We start from the raw sequence: 17,261 nt of genomic DNA on the forward strand, positions 1-17,261 counted from the left end.
TCAGCCGACGACCGACTGTTGATGGCGTTCCCGCCGTTGGCCGCCGCTCTGTTCGCCTTGGGGATCGACCGCCGGTTCGGCGGGCGGGTGTTCGATCCGGAGAACGGCGGTGCCATCCTGTGGCAGCACCTGTTCTGGTTCTTCGGCCACCCCGAGGTGTACATCATCGCGCTGCCGTTCTTCGGCATCGTCTCGGAGATCATCCCGGTCTTCAGCCGCAAGCCGATCTTCGGCTACAAGTCCCTGGTGTTCGCCACCGTGGCCATCGCCGCGCTCTCTGTCACGGTCTGGGCGCACCACATGTACGCCACCGGCTCCGTGCTGCTCCCCTTCTTCTCACTGATGACCATGCTGATCGCCGTGCCCACCGGGGTGAAGTTCCTGAACTGGATCGGCACCATGTGGCGCGGATCCATCACCTTCGAGACGCCCATGCTCTGGTCCTTGGGGTTCCTGGTGACCTTCCTCTTCGGAGGGTTGACCGGCGTGATCCTGGCGGCGCCCAAGCTCGACTTCCACGTCACCGACACGTACTTCGTAGTGGCTCACTTCCACTACGTGGTCTTCGGGACGGTGGTGTTCGCCATGTTCGCCGGGTTCTTCTTCTGGTGGCCCCAGTTCACCGGGCGGAAGCTCAATGAGCGTCTGGGCAAGATCCAGTTCTGGATGCTGTTCGCCGGCTTCCACGGCACGTTCCTGATCCAGCACTGGCTGGGTGTGATCGGCATGCCCCGTCGCTACGCGGACTATCTGGTGGAGGACGGATTCACGGCGATGAACCAGTTCTCCACGGTGTTCTCGCTGCTGTTGGGGGCCTCGATGATCCCGTTCTTCCTGAATCTCGTCCATACCGCCCGCCACGGCAAGAAGGTCACGGTGGACGACCCCTGGGGCTTCGGCGGCTCCCTGGAGTGGGCCACCTCCTGCTCGCCGCCGCGGCACAACTTCCACTCCTCCTTGCCCCGCATCCGCTCCGAACGTCCTGCCCTGGACCTGCACCACCCCGAACTCAGTCCCTCCTCACCCCAGCACGAACCCGAGCTGTTCGGTGAGCGGGCATCCATCTGATCAGGTGGAGCGAGCGGTCCTTCGGCGCCAGGCGGCGATGCCGGCCAGCACAGCGGCTACACCCAGGAACGGCAGGCCTACGGCCCATACCTCTGCCTCGACCTGGGTGGCCAGCCCCAGGCAGGCCACGATCCCCGCGATCGGCAGAGCGATCGGTACGCGGAAGTGGCGGCCTTCCACCGTGTCCCGGCGCAGCACCAGGACTGCGGCGTTGACGGCGGTGAACACGACAAGCAGCAGCAGCACCATGGTGCTGGCCAGCACCTCGAGCGTTCCGGTCAAGGCCAGCAACACCGAGATGGCCGTGGTGACCAGGATGGCCACCCACGGGGTGCGGCGCTCGGGAAGGACCTTGGTGAGGAACCCGGGCAGCAGCCCGTCCCGGGCCATGCCGTAGGCCAGGCGCGAAGACATGATCCCGGTCAGCAGCGCACCGTTGGCAACCGCCACCAGAGCGACCGCACTGAAGACCACGGGCGGGATGATCCCCGCGGCCTGCACCACCTGCAGCAGCGGTGCGGTGGACTCGGCCAGAGCGGCTGTGGGCACCACCACGGACGCAGCCGCTCCCACCAGCGCGTAGACCAGTCCGGCCACGATCAGCGCTCCGAACAGGGCCCGGGGGTAGGACCGTGCCGGGTCCTTGGTCTCCTCGGCGATGTTCACACTGGTCTCGAACCCCACGTAGGAGTAGAACGCCAGCACGGTGCCGGCCAGCACAGCCGCCAGCGGTCCGTTCTCCGGCGTGCCGAGCTGAGTCAGACGCCCGAGGTCGCCCTCTCCACGTGAGACCACGATGATCCCGAGCACGATGATCACCACCAGACCGGCCACCTCGATGATGGTGGCCACCCGGTTGGCCCCCATGGATTCAGAGATCCCGCGGGCGTTGAGTGCGGCCAGCAGGCCCAGGAAGACCACGACGACGGCCGCGACGGGGAGTGAGACGAATTCCGTCAGGTAGTCCCCGGCGAACCCGAGGGCCAGGGCGCCCACGGAGACGATGCCAGCTGCCAGCATGCAGAACCCCACGAGGAACCCGATGAACGGTCCGAAGGCTCGCGTGGTGTAGTGCGCGGATCCGCCGGCTCGCGGGTATTTGGTGGCCAGCTCCGCATAGGAGCCGGCGGTGAGCAGTGCCAGCACGAGAGCGGTCACGAGGGGAACCCAGACGGCTCCGCCGGAGATGCCGGCAATCGTCCCCGCCAGAACGTAGACCCCCGCCCCCAGGACATCACCGAGGATGAAGAGGAACAGTCCGGTGGTGGTGACTGCGCGGCGCAGTGACGGAGCAGTGCCGTCTGTGGGGGTGTGAGACATGCACCCAACCTACGCTCTGACGCCGCCTGGGGCGGTACCGGGAGGGACAGGTCTGCCCGTCCAGAGAGAACTGACGGTCATGCCTCCACGTCGTCCGGCTCCCACTCCAGGAGGTCTCCGGGCTGGCACTCCAACACTTCGCAGATCGACTCCAGGGTGCTGAACCGGATGGCCTTGGCCCGGCCGTTCTTGAGCACGGCGACGTTCGCCGGAGTGATCCCCACTCGATCGGCGAACTCCCCTACGGACATCTTCCGCCGGGCCAGCTGGACATCAATGCGGACGATGATCGCCATCAGATCACCACATCCATCTCGCTCTGCAGCGTGGTGGCACGGACCAACAGGGTGCGCATGACCGTCATCAGCAGCGCCAGGCCCAACCCGGCGAAGACTCCACCCAGCAGAGCCATCATCCACAGGGGAGGTCCGGCCACCGTGGCCGACTGGTACACGATGGTCGCCGCACAGACCAGGCTGCATCCCAGGAACGCACCGATGATGCCGTTGACCCAGCGGAAGGCACGCGGGGAGAACACCTCATCGCTGCGCGTGAACCCCAGCAGCCGCAGGGTGCACACGATGCCGACCTGCACACAGGCCAGCCCCAGCATGGACAGGATCAGGATCGGCCAGCGCATATGCGCCTCTCCTGGGAGGCCCTCAGCCATCACGCCGGACAGCCACGGCAGTCCGATGACCTGGAGGGCGGTGATGGCCACCAGGGCCACCACCAGCATGACTCGAAGGGTGTCGACGACGATGCGATTGCTCATGCCACCGACACTAGACAGTTTTCTATCGAAAGTCGATAGTTCCTGTGAGCCGATCACCACGGTGGCGCCTACGCCCACCGCTGAAGCCCTGCCCCGCCCCGGGCCGATGGCGCAGGCTGTGTCCATGGACCTGCTCATCCTCGGCGGCACCGGCCAACTCGGCCGCCACATCGTCGCGGCCGCCCTTGACTCGGGGCACAGCGTCACCTGCCTGGCCCGGGGCACGAACCCGGCTCCGGGCGGCGCCCAGCTGGTCCGAGCAGATCGCGACCTGCCTCACCCCTACCGTGAGGTGGAGGGCACCCGGTTGGACGCCGTCGTCGAACTGGCCTCCGCCCCTGGCCGCGTCCGCGAGGCGACCTCCTCCATCACCGCCGACCACTGGCTCTACGTCTCCTCGATCAGCGTCTACGCGCTCCATGACCAGCCCTGCCGCACCGAGGACGCCGAACTGGTGCCTCCACTCAACGCTGACGGCCTGTCCGGCCCGCAGGACTACGGCCCGGCCAAGGTGGCCTGCGAACAGATCGTCCAGCAGTCCGCGAGCGCCTGGACGGTGGTGCGCCCCGGGCTGATCGGCGGTGCTGGGGATGACACCGGCCGCACTGGCTACTACCCGTGGCGCTTCGCCCACCTCACAGGACCGAGCGTGGTGGTGCCAGATGCCGCGGGCGCCGTCGTCGCCATGATCGATGTGAAGGACCTCGCCGCCTGGCTGGTGCGGTGCCTGGAGCAACGCCTCACCGGGACCTTCCATGCCACCGGCCCGACGACGTCGCTCACCGACGCGATCGGCGCGGCTCGGCGAGTGGCCGGCCGTGCGACGGGTCATGGCACCGGTCCTGGTGGCGCGGCGGTGGTGCCAGCACTGCCGGACTCACGTTCAGGCCACTGGAGGACACCCTGGCCGACGCGCTGGCGTTCGAGGAGTCACGCGGCGGACCTGTGGGCGCCGGACTGAGCGAGGAGACCGAGCATCGAGTCCGTCAGTCCTGTCAGCCCAGCCCCTAGCCGGGGATCATTCCAGCGTGGGTCAGCCCCGGAACCCCTCGTCCGCCTCAGCCAAGGCAGGAAGATCGCCGATTCCCGGCAGATGGGCGGAGAGCTTGGGAAGCTCCTCCAGGGAGTCCACGCCCAAGGTCTCCAGGAAGGTCCCCGTGGTGCCGTAGAGGACCGCGCCGGTGAGCGGGTCGGATCCGGTCTCGGAGACCAGGCCGCGGCTGACCAGGGTGCGCATGACGGTGTCCGTGTTGACCCCGCGGATGGCCGCCACCCGCGAGCGAGTGACCGGCTGCAGGTAGGCCACCACCGCCAGGGTCTCCAGGGCGGCCTGGGTCAGCCGTGCGGTCTGCCCCTCCACGATGAACCGCTCCACCACCTCGGCGTGGGCCGGACGCGAGTAGATCCGCCAGCCGCCGGCCACCTCGCGCAACTCGAAGCCTCGGCGGGCCGAGCCGTTCTCGCCGTTGTAGTCGCCCACCAAGGAGGTCAGCACCTGGTGCACCTCGGCGCCGTCGGCTCCCGTGGCCTCGGCGAGCTGCTCGTCGGTGACGGGCTCGTCCACGACCATCAGCACGGCCTCCACCAGCTCCCGCAGCGGGGTGGCCGGGATCTCCTGATCGCTCATGACTCCTCCTCCACAGGTTCGGACTCCCCCGGTTCACCGGGCTCCTGGTCGAAGTCGCTCTCTCCACTCATCACCGGCAGCTCGTCGGCTGCGGTCGGGTCCCACTGCACCTGCAGGTCTCCCAACGGAGTGTCCTGTTCGAAGGTGACGGCTCGGTCCCGGTACATCTCTAGCAGCGCCAGGAACCGTGCCACCACCACCAGGGTGGAGTCGGCGTCTGCCACCAGCTCGGCGAAGCTGAGCCGTCCGGCCGCCTGCAACCGTGCCGCGATCAGCCCGGCCTGCTCCCGCACGGAGACCGCTGGGGCGTGCAGATGTCCCAACCCCACGCCGTCGGGCTTCTCCTCCGGGGTGCGGGTGAGCACGTCCTGGGCCAGGGCGGCGAACTGCTCCGGGCTCAGGGTCCACACCAGTTCGGGCAGCACGGCGGCGAAGCGCGGGTCCAGGGAGGTCTGCCGGGGGAAGCGCCGGGCCTCCTCGGCCATGCGTGTGGACATCATGGCGGAGACGTCCTTGAACGCCTTGTACTGCAGCAGCCGGGCGAACAGCAGGTCCCGGGCCTCCAGGAGAGCCTCGTCCGCCTCCGTGTCCGTGGTGCCGGCTGGCAGCAGCCGGGCGGCCTTGAGGTCCAACAGGGTGGAGGCCACCACCAGGAACTGGCTGGACTCGTCCAGCGCGGCGTCGGCCACCCTTCGGGCTGTGGCTGCCGCGGGGGCATCATTCCCGGCGTCCGTCCCCTCTGCCACCGCGGCCCGGGCGGTCTCGCGCAGCTGGGCGATGTAGGCGATGAACTCATCAGTCACCGCCGCCAGGGACACCTCCGTGATGTCCATCTGGCGCCGTGCGATCAGCGAGAGCAGGACATCGAAGGGACCGGCGAAGTTGGTGAGGCTGACGGAGAAGCCGGAGGGGCCGTCGTCGGGATCTCCCAGCGCGTCAGCGCTGAGCAGCTCCGCAGGGTCTGGCAGGGCCGGCGCGGTGCCGGCCCGGGGGGTCACGGCGCTCCGCCCCTGCAGATCAGCTCGCGGGCCAGCTGGCGGTAGGCCTTGGAGCCGGGGTGGTTCTGGGCGAAGGCGGTGATCGGCTCGGCGGCCACGGTGGCGTCGGCGAACTTGATGGTGCGCTTGATGACGGTCTCGAACACCTTGTCCCCGAACGCCTCCACCAGTCGTCCCACGACCTCCTTGGAGTGCAGGGTGCGCTGGTCGAACATGGTGGCCAGCACGCCGTCGATCTCCAGGTCCGGGTTCAGCCGGTCCTGGACCTTCTCGATGGTCTCCACCAGCAGGGCCACCGCACGCAGGGCGAAGAACTCGGCGGTCAGCGGGATGATCACCCCGTGCGAGGCGGTCAGGGCGTTGACGGTGAGCAGTCCGAGCGAGGGCTGGCAGTCGATCAGGATGACGTCATAGTCGTCCCGCACCTGGCGCAGTGCGCGCTCGAGCACCTGCTCACGGGCCACCTCGTTGACCAGCTGCACCTCGGCGGCGGAGAGGTCGATGTTCGCCGGCAGCAGGTCGATGTTCTCGAAGTCCGTCTCCACGATCGCGTCCCGGGCGGTCACCGAGCGCTCCATCATCACGTTGTAGACGGTGGTGTCCAGCTCGTGCGGGCTGGTGCCCAGACCGGCGGAGAGGGCGCCCTGCGGGTCGAAGTCCACCATGAGCACCTTGCGCCCGTACTCGGCCAGGGCGGCGCCCAGGTTGATGGTCGAGGTGGTCTTGCCGACCCCGCCCTTCTGGTTCACCATCGAGATGATCCGCGCCGGGCCGTGCGACTCCAGCGGCGGCGGCTCCGGGAAATCGTGCTTCGGCCGCCCCGTGGGTCCGATCACCGGCTCCCCTGAGATCATCAGGACGGGGGTGGGCTGCTGGCTGTTCACGATGGGGCCTGCTCCTGCGGGTGATCGGGGACGGACGGGACAGTGCGCGCCGGACAGGGTCCGCGGCACAGAGGCAACACTAATGCGCCAGGCCGCATGCGGAGAAACTTTCCGGAGCCCCACCGGCGAGCCCTCACCTTCAAGTGCAGGTTGAGAGTGTATACGTCCAGCGTCCCGACGACGGCCCCTCACCACGGGTGCCCCGGCGGCGGTTCCCAGGTCCGATTCCGCTGTGGGCTGCTCCATCACCGTTCGTGTGACCGGAACGCCGCTCAGCACGCGTGGTGCGGTCACACCAGCGGTGACGGACAGGGGACGCTGTCACACGAACGGTGCGGCAAACACTGCGGCTGATCCCAGCACACAGCAGAGCGCCCCGCACCGTCCGGAGACGATGCGGGGCGCTGTCGGCAGGGACACCCCCCTGCCGTGCTCAGCTGAGCCGGTGAGCAGGTCAGCGGCGCTCAGAGCGCCCGGTGACGTTCAGGCTCGACTCGGGGTGCCCCTCGAAGGCCTGCTCGGCAGCGGTGGGCGAGGCGTAGGGATCGAAGACCTCACCCTGCCGGGCCTCCAGCTCCCCCTCGGACTTCCCACCGAAGGAGAGTCCGTGGTCACCGGTGACCATGGCCTCGTCGAACTTGATGCGGCCCTCCAGCACGTCGCGGGCCTGGGCACCGTCGAACTCGCCGACCCACTTGCCGATCAGCATGGTGGCCACGGCGTTGCCGGTGAAGTTGGTCAGGGCGCGGGCCTCGGACATGAACTTGTCGATGCCCACGATCACGCCCATGCCGCCCAGCAGTGCGGGGCTGTGGGCCTGCAGGCCGGCGGCCAGGGTGGCCAGACCGGCACCGGTGACACCGGCCGCGCCCTTGGAGGCCACGATCATGAAGACCAGCAGACCGATCTGCTCGCCCAGGGACATCTCCAGGCCCATGGCGTTGGAGACGAACAGCGCGGCCATGGTCAGGTAGATGGCGGTGCCGTCCAGGTTGAAGGAGTAGCCGGTGGGCACGGTCACGCCGACCACGGGCTTGGAGACGCCGGCGTGCTCCAGCTTGGCGATCAGGCGGGGCAGCGCGGACTCGGAGGACGAGGTGGCGAAGATCAGCAGGTACTCCCGGCCCAGGTACTTCATCAGCTTGAAGATGCTCAGGCCGGTGACGATCTTGAGCAGTCCGCCCAGGATGACCACGATGAACACGATGCAGGTGGCGTAGAACGCGCCCATCAGCAGGGCCATGGCGCCGATGGCGGACCAGCCGGTGGAGCCGACCACGGCGGCGATGGCACCGAAGGCGCCGATCGGGGCCACCCACATGATCATCATCAGGATGCGGAAGACCACGCCCTGGACCAGGGTCAGGCCCTTGAGCAGCGGCTTGCCGGACTCACCCATCTGCTGCAGCGCGAAGCCGACCAGCAGGGCCACGAACAGCACCGGCAGCACCGGGACCGAGTCCGGGATGATGTCCAGCAGGAACTGGACGGTCGGGTCCAGCTCGGCCTTCTTGGCCGGGTCGTAGGGGACCAGCTTCAGGCCCTCGCCCGGGTGGACCAGGTTGCCCACCACCAGGCCGATGCCCAGTGCGAAGGTGGACATGATCATGAAGTAGCCCAGGGCCATGCCGCCGACCTTGCCGACGGTGGCGGCCTTGGCGATCGAGCCGATGCCCAGCACGATCGTGCAGAAGATGACCGGGCCGATCATCATCTTGATCAGGGAGACGAAGCCGTCGCCCAGCGGCTTGAGGGACTTGCCGAACTCGGGGAACATCAGGCCCACGGCGGCACCCAGGATCACCGAGGCGATCACGGAGATGTAGAGCCAGTGGGTCCGGTCCTTCGTCTTCTTCTGGACGGATGCCTCCGTCGCCTGCTGCGAGCTGAGCTGTTCAGCCATGGTGACCTTCTTCAGTGGGGGCGCGGACGCCGGTGGTGTCAGGATTGCTGAGACGATCATCACGTCCGGCTGTGCCGCTGGTCACCGTTGCGGTCATAAAGTTCATGGCAGGACCATCACCGGCAGAGGAGACCCGTGCAGCACCCCTGGAGCATCGCCCGCCGCCTGGCAGCCGCGCAGCTGCTGGGCCTGCTGGTGCTCACGGTCTTCGCCGGGTGGGCCAGCTTCGTGCAGACCCGGGACACCGTGCACCGGCTGGAGGGGGAACGGGTGATGTCCGCGGCGCAGCTGCTCGCCCAGGAGTACGAGGTGGTGGTCGCCTACGGCCATGAGGACCCCTCCGCGGAGCTGCAGCCGCTCGCACTGGACGCCGCCGAACGCGCCGAGGTCTCCTGGGTCACCTTCCTCACGCCGGACGGCACGCGACTGTCCCACTGGATGCCCGACTGGGTCGGCACCCGCTACACCGGCACCCTCTCCCCCGCCACGGAGGGGACCGCCTTCGCCGAGACCTCCACCACGGGAGAGGCCGGCCCCTCCGTCCGGGCGCTGGTCCCGGTCAGGGCCCTTCCCGACGACGGCCCCGCCGGCTCCCAGCCCGGGGCCGAGTTCCCGGCGCATCGGATCCAGGACCTGGACGACGGCCCGATCGTGGGCGTGGTGGCCGTGGGCCAGCGGGTCACGCAGCTGGACATCCTGGCGCGGTCCCACATCCCGGCGCTGCTGGCCGTGGCCGGGGTGGTCGCGGCCGCGGGGCTGCTGTTCAACTGGCTGCTCCACCGCTATCTGACCCGCACCACCCTGGGCCTGGGCCCGGAGCAGATGGCCGAGCGCTTCACCTTCCTGGACACCGCCCTGCACAATGTGGCCGAAGGCATGCTGCTCATCTCACCCCGGGGGCACCTGCGGCTCTACAACGACCGCGCCGCCGAGCTGCTGGGCCTGCCGCCGTTCGGGACCGGAGCGGACGGTGAACCGGGGACCCTCCACCTGCGGAACCTGTCCCTGCCCACGCCGCTGGGGACCCTGCTGCAGTCCGGCCGGGCGGCCCAGGACGAGCTGTTCACCGCCGGCGACCGGATCCTGGTGGTCAACCAGCACCCCACGCGCGTGGACCGCTCCCGCAGTCCCCTGCAGTGGCTGCGCAGCGGCCAGGCCGGGACCGACCAGGGCACCGTGGTCACCCTCTACGACCACACGGACGTGCAGGAGATGAACCGGGAGCTGGCCAGCACCCGATCGCTCACCGACGCCCTACGCTCCCAGACCCATGAGCACGCCAACCGGCTGCACACGGTCCTGTCCATGCTCGAGCTGGGCCGGGTGGAGGAGGCCCAGCGCCTGCTGATGGAGAGCGTCGGACAGGGCGGTCACGCCGATGACCGGGCGCTGGAGTCCGGTGCGGAGCCGGCCCTGGTGGCCCTGCTGATGGCCAAGTCCGCCCAGGCCCGCGAGCGCGGGGTGTCCCTGGACCACCGGATGACGGTGGACGTACCCACGGGGATCCCGGCAGCAGACCTGGTCACGGTGCTGGGCAACCTGGTGGACAACGCCCTGGACGCCGTCTCCGAGCCGGGCGTGGACCCGGAGGACCGGTGGGTGGAGGTCGAGGCGCGGCTGGAGGAGGGCTGGCTGGTGCTGGAGGTGGCCGACGGCGGACCCGGCCCCTCCCCGGAGGATCGGGACCGGGTGTTCGAACTGGGCTGGTCCACCAAGCCCGCCGGCCCGGACGGCCGGGGTGTGGGCCTGGCCCTGGTCCGCCAGACGGCGCACCGGCTGGGCGGTCACGTGGAGCTGGCGGTGGACTCCGGGACCGTGTTCACCGTGGAGATCCCCGTGCGGCACGGCGCCCTGCTGGGGAGGTCCGCAGCGGACGAGGCGGCAGAGACCAGAGGGGACGGCCATGCGTGACTACCGCGTCCTGATCATCGAGGACGAGCAGCTGACCGCGGACACCTACGCGGAGTACCTGGCGCGGGCCGGAGGCTACGAGGTGGTGCACCGCTCCCCCACCATGGCCGACGCCCTGCGGTTCCTGAAGTCCCGCTGGTCCGCCCGCCAGTCGTTCGGGGTGGACGTGGTCCTGCTGGACATGAACCTGCCGGACGGCCACGGGCTGGAGGTGCTGCGGCAGATGCGCGCGGCGGGGTTCACCGGCGGTGTGCTCGCCCTGACCGGGGCCACCGAGCTCAAGACCATCCGCCAGGCGATCGCCCTGGGCGTGGTGCAGTACCTGGTGAAGCCGTTCGGCTACCAGCAGTTCGCCGAGCGGCTGCGTGCCTTCCGCGAGGTCTCCGCCGAGTTCGCCGGCACCGGCAGCGCGGCGGACCAGGACGCCGTGGATCGGGCGTTCCGCCGGCACCGGCCGGTGAGCCCGCCGGAGCTGCCCAAGGGGCTGACGGAGGGCACCCTGAGTGCGGTGGTCGATCTGCTGCGCACCGCCTCAGCCGGCCTCAGCGCCGGGGAGGTGGGGGCCGCCGTCGGGACCTCCCGCGTCACCGCCCGGCGGTACCTGGAGCACCTGTCCCAGCAGGGCGTGGTGGAGCGTCAGCCCCGGTACGGCACCCCGGGACGGCCGGAGAACGAGTACCGCTGGGCCGGGGCCGCGGACTGATCAGCCGGCCGCGTCCGCGATGACCTGCGCCAGCTCGTCCGGACGGGACCACATGGGCCAGTGGCCGGTGGGCAGATCCACGAACCGCAGACCCCGGTGGTCGGTGAGGGCGGCCAGGAACGGCACTCCCTGCTGCGCGTATTCGCGGTACTGCTCGGCGGTGAAGGAGGTGCACACCACGGTCCCGGGGACCTGCAGGCGCCGTTCGTCGCCCAGGCGGACCGGGGTGCGGACCACGGCGCCGGGCTCGGGCACGGCCTGCGCGCGGAACGCGGCCAGCTGCTCCACGGTCAGGTCGCGGAACGACCCCTGCTCCTGCTCCTGCTCCCACGCCGACTCCAGGGTGAGCCAGTCGCCGCCGAAGTCCGCGTCCATGGCGGCCCCGTTGGAGCACGGTGCCGTGTCCACCCAGACCACATGGTCCACCAGCTCGGGGTGCTGGTCGATCACCAGGGTTCCGGGGATCGCGGCGCCGCTGTGCACCACCAGCACGCGGCGCTCCGCGTCCCGGTCCAGGGCCGTGAGGATCGCCTCGGCCTGGTCCTGCGGTGCGGTGCGGGCGGCCCGGTCCGTGTCCGCATCCCCGGGGTGCCGGCCGGGCAGGGTGAGGGCGGAGACCTCGTAGCCGCGGTGCTGCAGAGCGGGGGCCACCTGGTCCCACGCGCCCGAGCCGAGCCAGAAGCCGGGGACCAGGAGGATCTGCGTGCTCATGGAGACGTGGTGGACCCTTGGGTGCCGTCGCGTCGAGGGGTCAGCGCCGGGGACGCAGCACCGTCTGGAGCTCGTCCAGGACGGAGCGGTCCTCGATCGTGGACGGGACCGTGTAGTCCTCCCCGTCGGCGATCTGGCGCATGGTCTTGCGCAGGATCTTGCCGGACCGTGTCTTGGGCAGCGCCTCCACCACCGCCACGTCCCGGAAGTCGGCCACAGCGCCGATCTGCCGCCGCACGGTCTGGCGCAGCTCCTCCAGCAGGTCCTGCTCGTCCGGACTGCCCGGGTCCGGGGTGTCCACTCCGGACTTGAGCACCACGTACCCGGAGGGACGCTGGCCCTTGAGCGGGTCGGCCAAGCCGATCACCGCGCACTCGGCCACGGCAGGATGGGTGGCCAGGGCCTGCTCCAGCGCCCCGGTGGAGAGCCGGTGCCCGGAGACGTTGATGACGTCGTCCGTGCGGCCCATCACGAACAGGTAGCCGTCCTCGTCCACCAGACCGGAGTCGCCCGTGGCGTAGTGCCCCGGGAACGCGGAGAGGTACGAGTCGATGTAGCGCTGGTCATCGCCCCACAGGGTGGTGAGGGTGCCCGGCGGCAGCGGCAGGCGCAGGCAGATGTTGCCCTCGGTGCCGGCCGGGACCGGTTCGCCCAGCCCGTCCAGCACCGCCACGTGGAAGCCGGGTGAGGGCACCGTGCAGGAGCCCACCTTGACCGGGAGCACCTCCAGCCCCACCGGGTTCGCCCCGATCGGCCAGCCGGTCTCGGTCTGCCACCAGTTGTCCACCACGGGCACACCCACCGTCCGTCCCGCCCAGGCCTGGGTCTCCGGGTCCAGCCGCTCACCGGCGGCGAACAGCACCCGCAGGGAGGAGATGTCGTGCTCCTGCACCAGCTCGCCCTCCGGATCGGCCTTGCGGATCGCCCGCAGCGCCGTGGGGGCGGTGAACAGCGCGGTGGCCCGGTGCTCGGCGATCACCCGCCAGAAGGCGCCGGCGTCCGGCGTCCCCACCGGCTTGCCCTCGTACAGCACGCTCGTGGCCCCGGCCAGCAGCGGCCCGTAGACGATGTACGAGTGGCCCACCACCCAGCCCACGTCCGAGGCCGTGAACATGACCTCGCCGGGGCCGACGTCGTAGATGTTCTCCATGGTCCACCGCAGCGCCACCGCATGCCCGCCGTGATCCCGGACCACCCCCTTGGGGGCACCGGTGGTGCCGGAGGTGTAGAGGATGTACAGCGGGTCCGTGGCCGCCACCGGGACCGGGTCCGCGTCCTGGGCCTGCTCGGCCAGCTCGTCCCAGTCGGCCCAGCGGGCTCCGCCCCGGCCCTCCACGTCCGCCAGCGCCGTCTCGAACCCGTCACGGTGCTTCACGACGACGGCGCTCACCTGATGCGAGGCGGCCTCCAGGGCCTCGGCCACGGCGGGCAGGTACTCCAGCCGTCGCTTGGGCTCGATGCCGCCGGTGGCGGTGACGATCACCGTGGGCTGGGCGTGGTCGATCCGCGTGGCCAGCTCGTTCGGGGCGAAACCGCCGAAGACCACGGAGTGCACGGCACCGATCCGGGCGCAGGCCAGCATGGCGATCGGGGCGGCGGGGATCATCGGCAGGTAGATGATCACCCGGTGGCCGCGCTCCACGCCCTGGCCTCGCAGGACCCCGGCGAACCGGGCCACCTCGGCCAGCAGCTCCGCGTAGGTGTAGCGGGTGACCGTCCCGGTCATGGACGAGTCATGGATCAGGGCGTCCTGGTCCCCCCGTCCGGCCGCCACGTGCCGGTCCAGGCAGTTCACGGAGGTGTTGATCCGGCCGTCCGGGAACCAGCGGTGGAGCGGGGCCCGGGAGTCGTCCACCGCACGGGTGGGCGGCCGGGTCCACTCCAGCGCCTCGGCGGCCTCGAGCCAGAACCCCTCGGGGTCCTGCTCGGCCCGGTCGTACGCCGAACGGTAGGCGGACGGGTCGCTGTGAGCTGCATCACGGGAAGAGGCCATGCGCTGATCATAGGACCGCGGAGAGCGCCGGACAAGGGTCTGTGTATACATTCTCATCCCCGGCCCCGCGCAACGTGCCCTCGAGTCTGCTGCCACCAGCGACCGCGCAGGGGGCGGCTCACCGCTCGATTCAGGGTGAATGATACGGAGTCGCCGATCTCGACCAGCCGTGACTCAGGTCTCGACATTGACCCCTCTGTGTATACACTGAAGGGGTGCGTGCCAGTGATCGTGCCTACCGGGCCCTGCGTCAGGACATCATCGAAGGACGCCTGTCTCCGGGCACCGTCCTGGGTGAGGTCGAGCAGGCGGAGAGGCTCGGCATCTCCCGCACGCCGCTGCGGGAGGCCCTGAGCCGTCTGGTGTCCGACGGCCTAGCCGAGCCTGCCGGCGGCCGCGGGATGGTGGTCACCGAGGTCTCCTTGGCCGAGGCGGACCAGCTGTTCGACCTGCGCACCGTCCTGGAGGGACTGGCGGCCCGGCGTGCGGCGGAGAACGCCGACCCGGCGACCTTCCGGCGGCTGGCCGACCGGTTCGAGGGCGCGCACCAGCAGCTCGCCGCCGGAGCAGACCCTGACTCCTACTACCGCCTGACCGCCGAGCTGGACGATGCCGTGGATGCGGCCTGCTCCAACGCGTACCTGACCCAGGCACTGCGGGGACTGCGCGTCCACCTGGCCCGCCTGCGCCGGCTCTCCCAGAACGACCCGGCGCGGCTGGCCGCCTCGGCCCAGGAGCACGCCGGGATCGCCCGGGCTCTGGCCTCCGGCAATCCGGAGGTCGCGGCCGCCGCCACCACACTGCACCTGCACCATGCCCATGACCATCTGACCGGACGCCACCGCGGACCCGGCCAGGACAGTCCCCCGACCGCCAGCCTCACCGACACACCACAGGAGAGAGTCTCATGATCAACCACGACGTCCGCGTCTACCGCTCCGAGGAGAACCTGCAGCGCCCGGACCAGCTCGCCTGGAAGATGGCCGAGGTGGCCACCGACCCCGTGGAGGTGAGCGCCGAGGTCGAGGAGATGGTGATCAACCGCATCATCGACAACGCTTCCGTGGCCGTGGCCTCCCTGAACCGCGCCCCGATCGTCTCCGCTCGCGCTCAGGCCCTGACCCATGCCCCGTCCACCGGTGGGACCGGGGGCACCGTGTTCGGCATCGGCGAGCGCGTCTCCCCCGAGTGGGCCGCGTGGGCCAACGGGGTGGCCGTGCGCGAGCTGGACTACCACGACACCTTCCTGGCCGCGGACTACTCCCACCCCGGAGACAACATCCCGCCGATCCTGGCCGTCGCCCAGCACCGCGGCTCCACCGGTCGGGACCTGGTGCGCGGCATCGCCACTGGTTACGAACTGCAGGTGGACCTGGTGAAGGGCATCTGCCTGCACGCGCACAAGATCGACCATGTGGCGCATTTGGGCCCCTCGGCCGCCGCCGGCATCGGCACTCTGCTGGGGCTGGACACCGAGACCGTGTTCCAGGCCATCGGCCAGGCCCTGCACACCACCACCGCCACCCGTCAGTCCCGCAAGGGCGAGATCTCCACCTGGAAGGCCCATGCACCGGCCTTCGCTGGGAAGATGGCCGTGGAGGCCGCCGACCGAGCCATGCGCGGCCAGACCTCCCCGGTGCCGATTTATGAGGGCGAGGACGGGTTCATCGCCTGGCTGCTGGACGGACCGGACGCCCACTACGTGGTGCCTCTGCCGGAGGCCGGCGAGCAGAAGCTGGCCATCCTGGACACCTACACCAAGGAGCACTCCGCCGAGTACCAGGCCCAGGCCTGGATCGACCTGGCCCGCAAGCTGAACCGCGAGCGCCCGGAGGTCACCGATCCGAAGAACGTGCGCTCGATCGTCATCCACACCTCGCACCACACGCACTACGTGATCGGCTCCGGGGCCAACGACCCGCAGAAGTACGATCCGCAGGCCTCCCGCGAGACCCTGGACCACTCGATCCCCTACATCTTCACGGTGGCCCTGCAGGACGGCTCCTGGCACCACGTGGACTCCTACGCGCCGGAGCGGGCCGCCCGCCCGGACACGGTGGAGCTGTGGCACAAGGTGACCACCGAGGAGGATGCCGAGTGGACCCGCCGGTACCACTCCCTGGACATCTCCGAGAAGGCGTTCGGCGGACGCGTGGTCATCACCCTGGAGGACGGGACCACCGTCACCGATGAGATCGCCGTGGCCGACGCCCACCCGCTGGGCGCCCGCCCGTTCGCCCGTGAGCAGTACATCCACAAGTTCCGCACCCTGGCCGAGGGCCTGGTCGCCGAGCAGGAGATCGAGCGCTTCCTGGACGCCGCCCAGCGCACCTCATCCCTGGGCGCCGGCGAGCTGGACCAGCTGAACATCACCGCCACCGACGGCGTGATCGATCTGAGCGCTGCTCCGGAGGGACTGTTCTGATGCTGTACGCCACCCACACCGCCGCGCAGAAGCGCGTGCGCCTGCGCGAGCTGCTCACCCCGGGGGCGGCCCAGCCCTTCCCCGGGGCGTTCACCCCGCTGACGGCCAAGCTGATCCAGGACAAGGGCTTCCCCGGGGTGTACATCTCCGGTGCCGTGCTGGCCAATGAGCTGGGCCTTCCCGACGTCGGCCTGACCTCCCTGAGTGAGGTCGCCGCCCGCGGTGGTCAGATCGCGCGCATGACGGATCTGCCCTGCCTGATCGATGCCGACACCGGCTTCGGCGAGCCGATGAACGTGGCCCGCACCATCCAGGAGCTCGAGGACGCCGGCCTGGCCGGCTGCCACATCGAGGACCAGTTCAACCCCAAGCGGTGCGGACACCTGGACGGGAAGAACATGGTGGACATCGACACGGCGGTCAAGCGCATCCGCGCCGCGGTGGACGGTCGCCGGGACCCGAACTTCCTGATCATGGCCCGCACGGACCTGCGGGCCGTGGAGGGGCTGGATGCGGCGATCGACCGCATGCGGACCCTGGTGGAGGCGGGCGCGGACGCCGTGTTCCCGGAGGCGCTGAAGGACCTGTCCGAGTTCGAGGCCGTGTGCCAGGCCATGGAGCCGCTCGGGGTGCCGGTGCTGGCCAATATGACCGAGTTCGGCAAGTCTGAGCTGTTCACCCGGGAGCAGCTGGCCGAGGCGGGTGTGGCCGTGGTGATCTACCCGGTCACCCTGCTGCGCGCGGCCATGGGCGCTGCTGAGCGGGTGCTGGACACCATCCAGGCCGAGGGGACCCAGCAGTCGCAGGTGGAGCACATGCAGACTCGCGCTCGGCTGTACGAGCTGGTGGACTATGAGGCCTACAACCGCTTCGACACCGGCATCTACAACTTCCAGGTGCCCACGCTGGACATCGACTCCAACCGCGCGAACCTCTGAAGGAG

General features: G+C 69.9%; 15 protein-coding genes and 1 pseudogene. 7 read left to right on the forward strand and 9 right to left on the reverse strand.

Annotation, left to right across the window (positions count from 1 at the left end):
• Positions 1–18: 18 nt before the first annotated feature.
• Positions 19–1,068, forward strand: a pseudogene (locus tag BM355_RS07140) (cytochrome c oxidase subunit I); the annotation flags it as partial.
• Here the strand turns inward: BM355_RS07140 and BM355_RS07145 are convergent.
• The 3 genes from BM355_RS07145 to BM355_RS07155 all read right to left on the reverse strand — a co-directional run bounded on the left by BM355_RS07145 (position 1,069) and on the right by BM355_RS07155 (position 3,163).
• Positions 1,069–2,388 (reverse strand): APC family permease, encoded by a 1,320-nt coding sequence (locus tag BM355_RS07145; protein ID WP_091696585.1) that lies wholly within the window; start codon positions 2,386–2,388, stop codon positions 1,069–1,071.
• Positions 2,389–2,465: 77 nt separating this feature from the next.
• Positions 2,466–2,684: a helix-turn-helix domain-containing protein gene (locus tag BM355_RS07150; RefSeq protein WP_091696587.1), complete on the reverse strand. Its 219-nt coding sequence runs from the start codon at positions 2,682–2,684 to the stop codon at positions 2,466–2,468.
• The gene (locus BM355_RS07155; RefSeq protein WP_177227875.1) at positions 2,684–3,163 is read right to left on the reverse strand and encodes a DUF2975 domain-containing protein; all 480 of its coding nucleotides are present in this window, start codon (positions 3,161–3,163) and stop codon (positions 2,684–2,686) included. Before BM355_RS07155 ends, BM355_RS07150 begins: the two co-directional genes overlap by 1 nt.
• A 124-nt stretch (positions 3,164–3,287) precedes the next feature.
• Between BM355_RS07155 and BM355_RS07160 the strand changes: the two genes are divergently transcribed.
• The gene (locus BM355_RS07160) at positions 3,288–4,124 is read left to right on the forward strand and encodes an NAD-dependent epimerase/dehydratase family protein (protein WP_218154321.1); all 837 of its coding nucleotides are present in this window, start codon (positions 3,288–3,290) and stop codon (positions 4,122–4,124) included.
• 72 nt (positions 4,125–4,196) lie between these two features.
• Here BM355_RS07160 and scpB read toward each other — a convergent pair whose 3' ends face one another.
• The 4 genes from scpB to BM355_RS07180 form a co-directional block, all read right to left on the reverse strand.
• Positions 4,197–4,790 carry an SMC-Scp complex subunit ScpB gene (scpB, locus tag BM355_RS07165; RefSeq protein ID WP_091696590.1) on the reverse strand — a complete coding sequence of 198 codons (594 nt, stop codon included), beginning with the start codon at positions 4,788–4,790 and terminating at the stop codon, positions 4,197–4,199.
• Positions 4,787–5,740 (reverse strand): segregation and condensation protein A, encoded by a 954-nt coding sequence (locus BM355_RS07170; RefSeq protein ID WP_425435608.1) that lies wholly within the window; start codon positions 5,738–5,740, stop codon positions 4,787–4,789. The genes scpB and BM355_RS07170 overlap by 4 nt, the downstream gene beginning before the upstream one ends.
• A 44-nt stretch (positions 5,741–5,784) precedes the next feature.
• Positions 5,785–6,642: a ParA family protein gene (locus BM355_RS07175; protein WP_091696734.1), complete on the reverse strand. Its 858-nt coding sequence runs from the start codon at positions 6,640–6,642 to the stop codon at positions 5,785–5,787.
• A 484-nt stretch (positions 6,643–7,126) separates the two neighbouring features.
• Complete coding sequence (locus BM355_RS07180; RefSeq protein WP_091696736.1) at positions 7,127–8,575, reverse strand: cation:dicarboxylate symporter family transporter; 1,449 nt, start codon at positions 8,573–8,575, stop codon at positions 7,127–7,129.
• Positions 8,576–8,710: 135 nt separating this feature from the next.
• On the opposite strand from BM355_RS07180, the gene BM355_RS07185 reads away from it, so the two are divergent.
• On the forward strand, positions 8,711–10,486 hold the full coding sequence (locus tag BM355_RS07185) for a sensor histidine kinase (protein ID WP_091696594.1): 1,776 nt from the start codon (positions 8,711–8,713) through the stop codon (positions 10,484–10,486).
• Complete coding sequence (locus BM355_RS07190; protein ID WP_091696596.1) at positions 10,479–11,189, forward strand: response regulator; 711 nt, start codon at positions 10,479–10,481, stop codon at positions 11,187–11,189. The genes BM355_RS07185 and BM355_RS07190 overlap by 8 nt, the downstream gene beginning before the upstream one ends.
• On the opposite strand, the gene BM355_RS07195 is transcribed toward BM355_RS07190, so the two are convergent.
• Together BM355_RS07195 and BM355_RS07200 are read right to left on the reverse strand one after the other, a co-directional pair.
• On the reverse strand, positions 11,190–11,900 hold the full coding sequence (locus BM355_RS07195) for an alpha/beta fold hydrolase (protein ID WP_091696598.1): 711 nt from the start codon (positions 11,898–11,900) through the stop codon (positions 11,190–11,192).
• A 40-nt stretch (positions 11,901–11,940) separates the two neighbouring features.
• Positions 11,941–13,893 (reverse strand): acetate--CoA ligase, encoded by a 1,953-nt coding sequence (locus tag BM355_RS07200; RefSeq protein ID WP_091696601.1) that lies wholly within the window; start codon positions 13,891–13,893, stop codon positions 11,941–11,943.
• Positions 13,894–14,108: 215 nt separating this feature from the next.
• Between BM355_RS07200 and BM355_RS07205 the strand changes: the two genes are divergently transcribed.
• The 3 genes from BM355_RS07205 to prpB are packed head-to-tail and all read left to right on the forward strand — an operon-like array spanning position 14,109 to position 17,256.
• On the forward strand, positions 14,109–14,804 hold the full coding sequence (locus BM355_RS07205; protein ID WP_091696604.1) for a GntR family transcriptional regulator: 696 nt from the start codon (positions 14,109–14,111) through the stop codon (positions 14,802–14,804).
• The gene (locus BM355_RS07210) at positions 14,801–16,318 is read left to right on the forward strand and encodes an MmgE/PrpD family protein (protein WP_091696606.1); all 1,518 of its coding nucleotides are present in this window, start codon (positions 14,801–14,803) and stop codon (positions 16,316–16,318) included. The genes BM355_RS07205 and BM355_RS07210 overlap by 4 nt, the downstream gene beginning before the upstream one ends.
• The gene (gene prpB, locus BM355_RS07215) at positions 16,318–17,256 is read left to right on the forward strand and encodes a methylisocitrate lyase (protein WP_091696609.1); all 939 of its coding nucleotides are present in this window, start codon (positions 16,318–16,320) and stop codon (positions 17,254–17,256) included. The genes BM355_RS07210 and prpB overlap by 1 nt, the downstream gene beginning before the upstream one ends.
• Positions 17,257–17,261 lie beyond the last annotated feature (5 nt).

Origin of the sequence: Micrococcus terreus (assembly GCF_900116905.1) — a bacterium.
GTDB classification, from domain to species: Bacteria; Actinomycetota; Actinomycetes; order Actinomycetales; family Micrococcaceae; genus Citricoccus; species Citricoccus terreus.

Bases quoted from the DNA above. Each gene is read 5' to 3' on its own strand.
- BM355_RS07195 (WP_091696598.1), bottom strand. From the start codon at position 11,900: ATGAGCACGCAGATCCTCCTGGTCCCCGGCTTCTGGCTCGGCTCGGGC.
- BM355_RS07190 (WP_091696596.1), top strand. From the start codon at position 10,479: ATGCGTGACTACCGCGTCCTGATCATCGAGGACGAGCAGCTGACCGCG.
- prpB (WP_091696609.1), top strand. From the start codon at position 16,318: ATGCTGTACGCCACCCACACCGCCGCGCAGAAGCGCGTGCGCCTGCGC.
- BM355_RS07180 (WP_091696736.1), bottom strand. From the start codon at position 8,575: ATGGCTGAACAGCTCAGCTCGCAGCAGGCGACGGAGGCATCCGTCCAG.
- BM355_RS07200 (WP_091696601.1), bottom strand. From the start codon at position 13,893: ATGGCCTCTTCCCGTGATGCAGCTCACAGCGACCCGTCCGCCTACCGT.
- BM355_RS07175 (WP_091696734.1), bottom strand. From the start codon at position 6,642: ATGATCTCAGGGGAGCCGGTGATCGGACCCACGGGGCGGCCGAAGCAC.
- BM355_RS07160 (WP_218154321.1), top strand. From the start codon at position 3,288: ATGGACCTGCTCATCCTCGGCGGCACCGGCCAACTCGGCCGCCACATC.
- scpB (WP_091696590.1), bottom strand. From the start codon at position 4,790: ATGAGCGATCAGGAGATCCCGGCCACCCCGCTGCGGGAGCTGGTGGAG.
- BM355_RS07210 (WP_091696606.1), top strand. From the start codon at position 14,801: ATGATCAACCACGACGTCCGCGTCTACCGCTCCGAGGAGAACCTGCAG.
- BM355_RS07145 (WP_091696585.1), bottom strand. From the start codon at position 2,388: ATGTCTCACACCCCCACAGACGGCACTGCTCCGTCACTGCGCCGCGCA.
- BM355_RS07155 (WP_177227875.1), bottom strand. From the start codon at position 3,163: ATGAGCAATCGCATCGTCGTCGACACCCTTCGAGTCATGCTGGTGGTG.
- BM355_RS07150 (WP_091696587.1), bottom strand. From the start codon at position 2,684: ATGGCGATCATCGTCCGCATTGATGTCCAGCTGGCCCGGCGGAAGATG.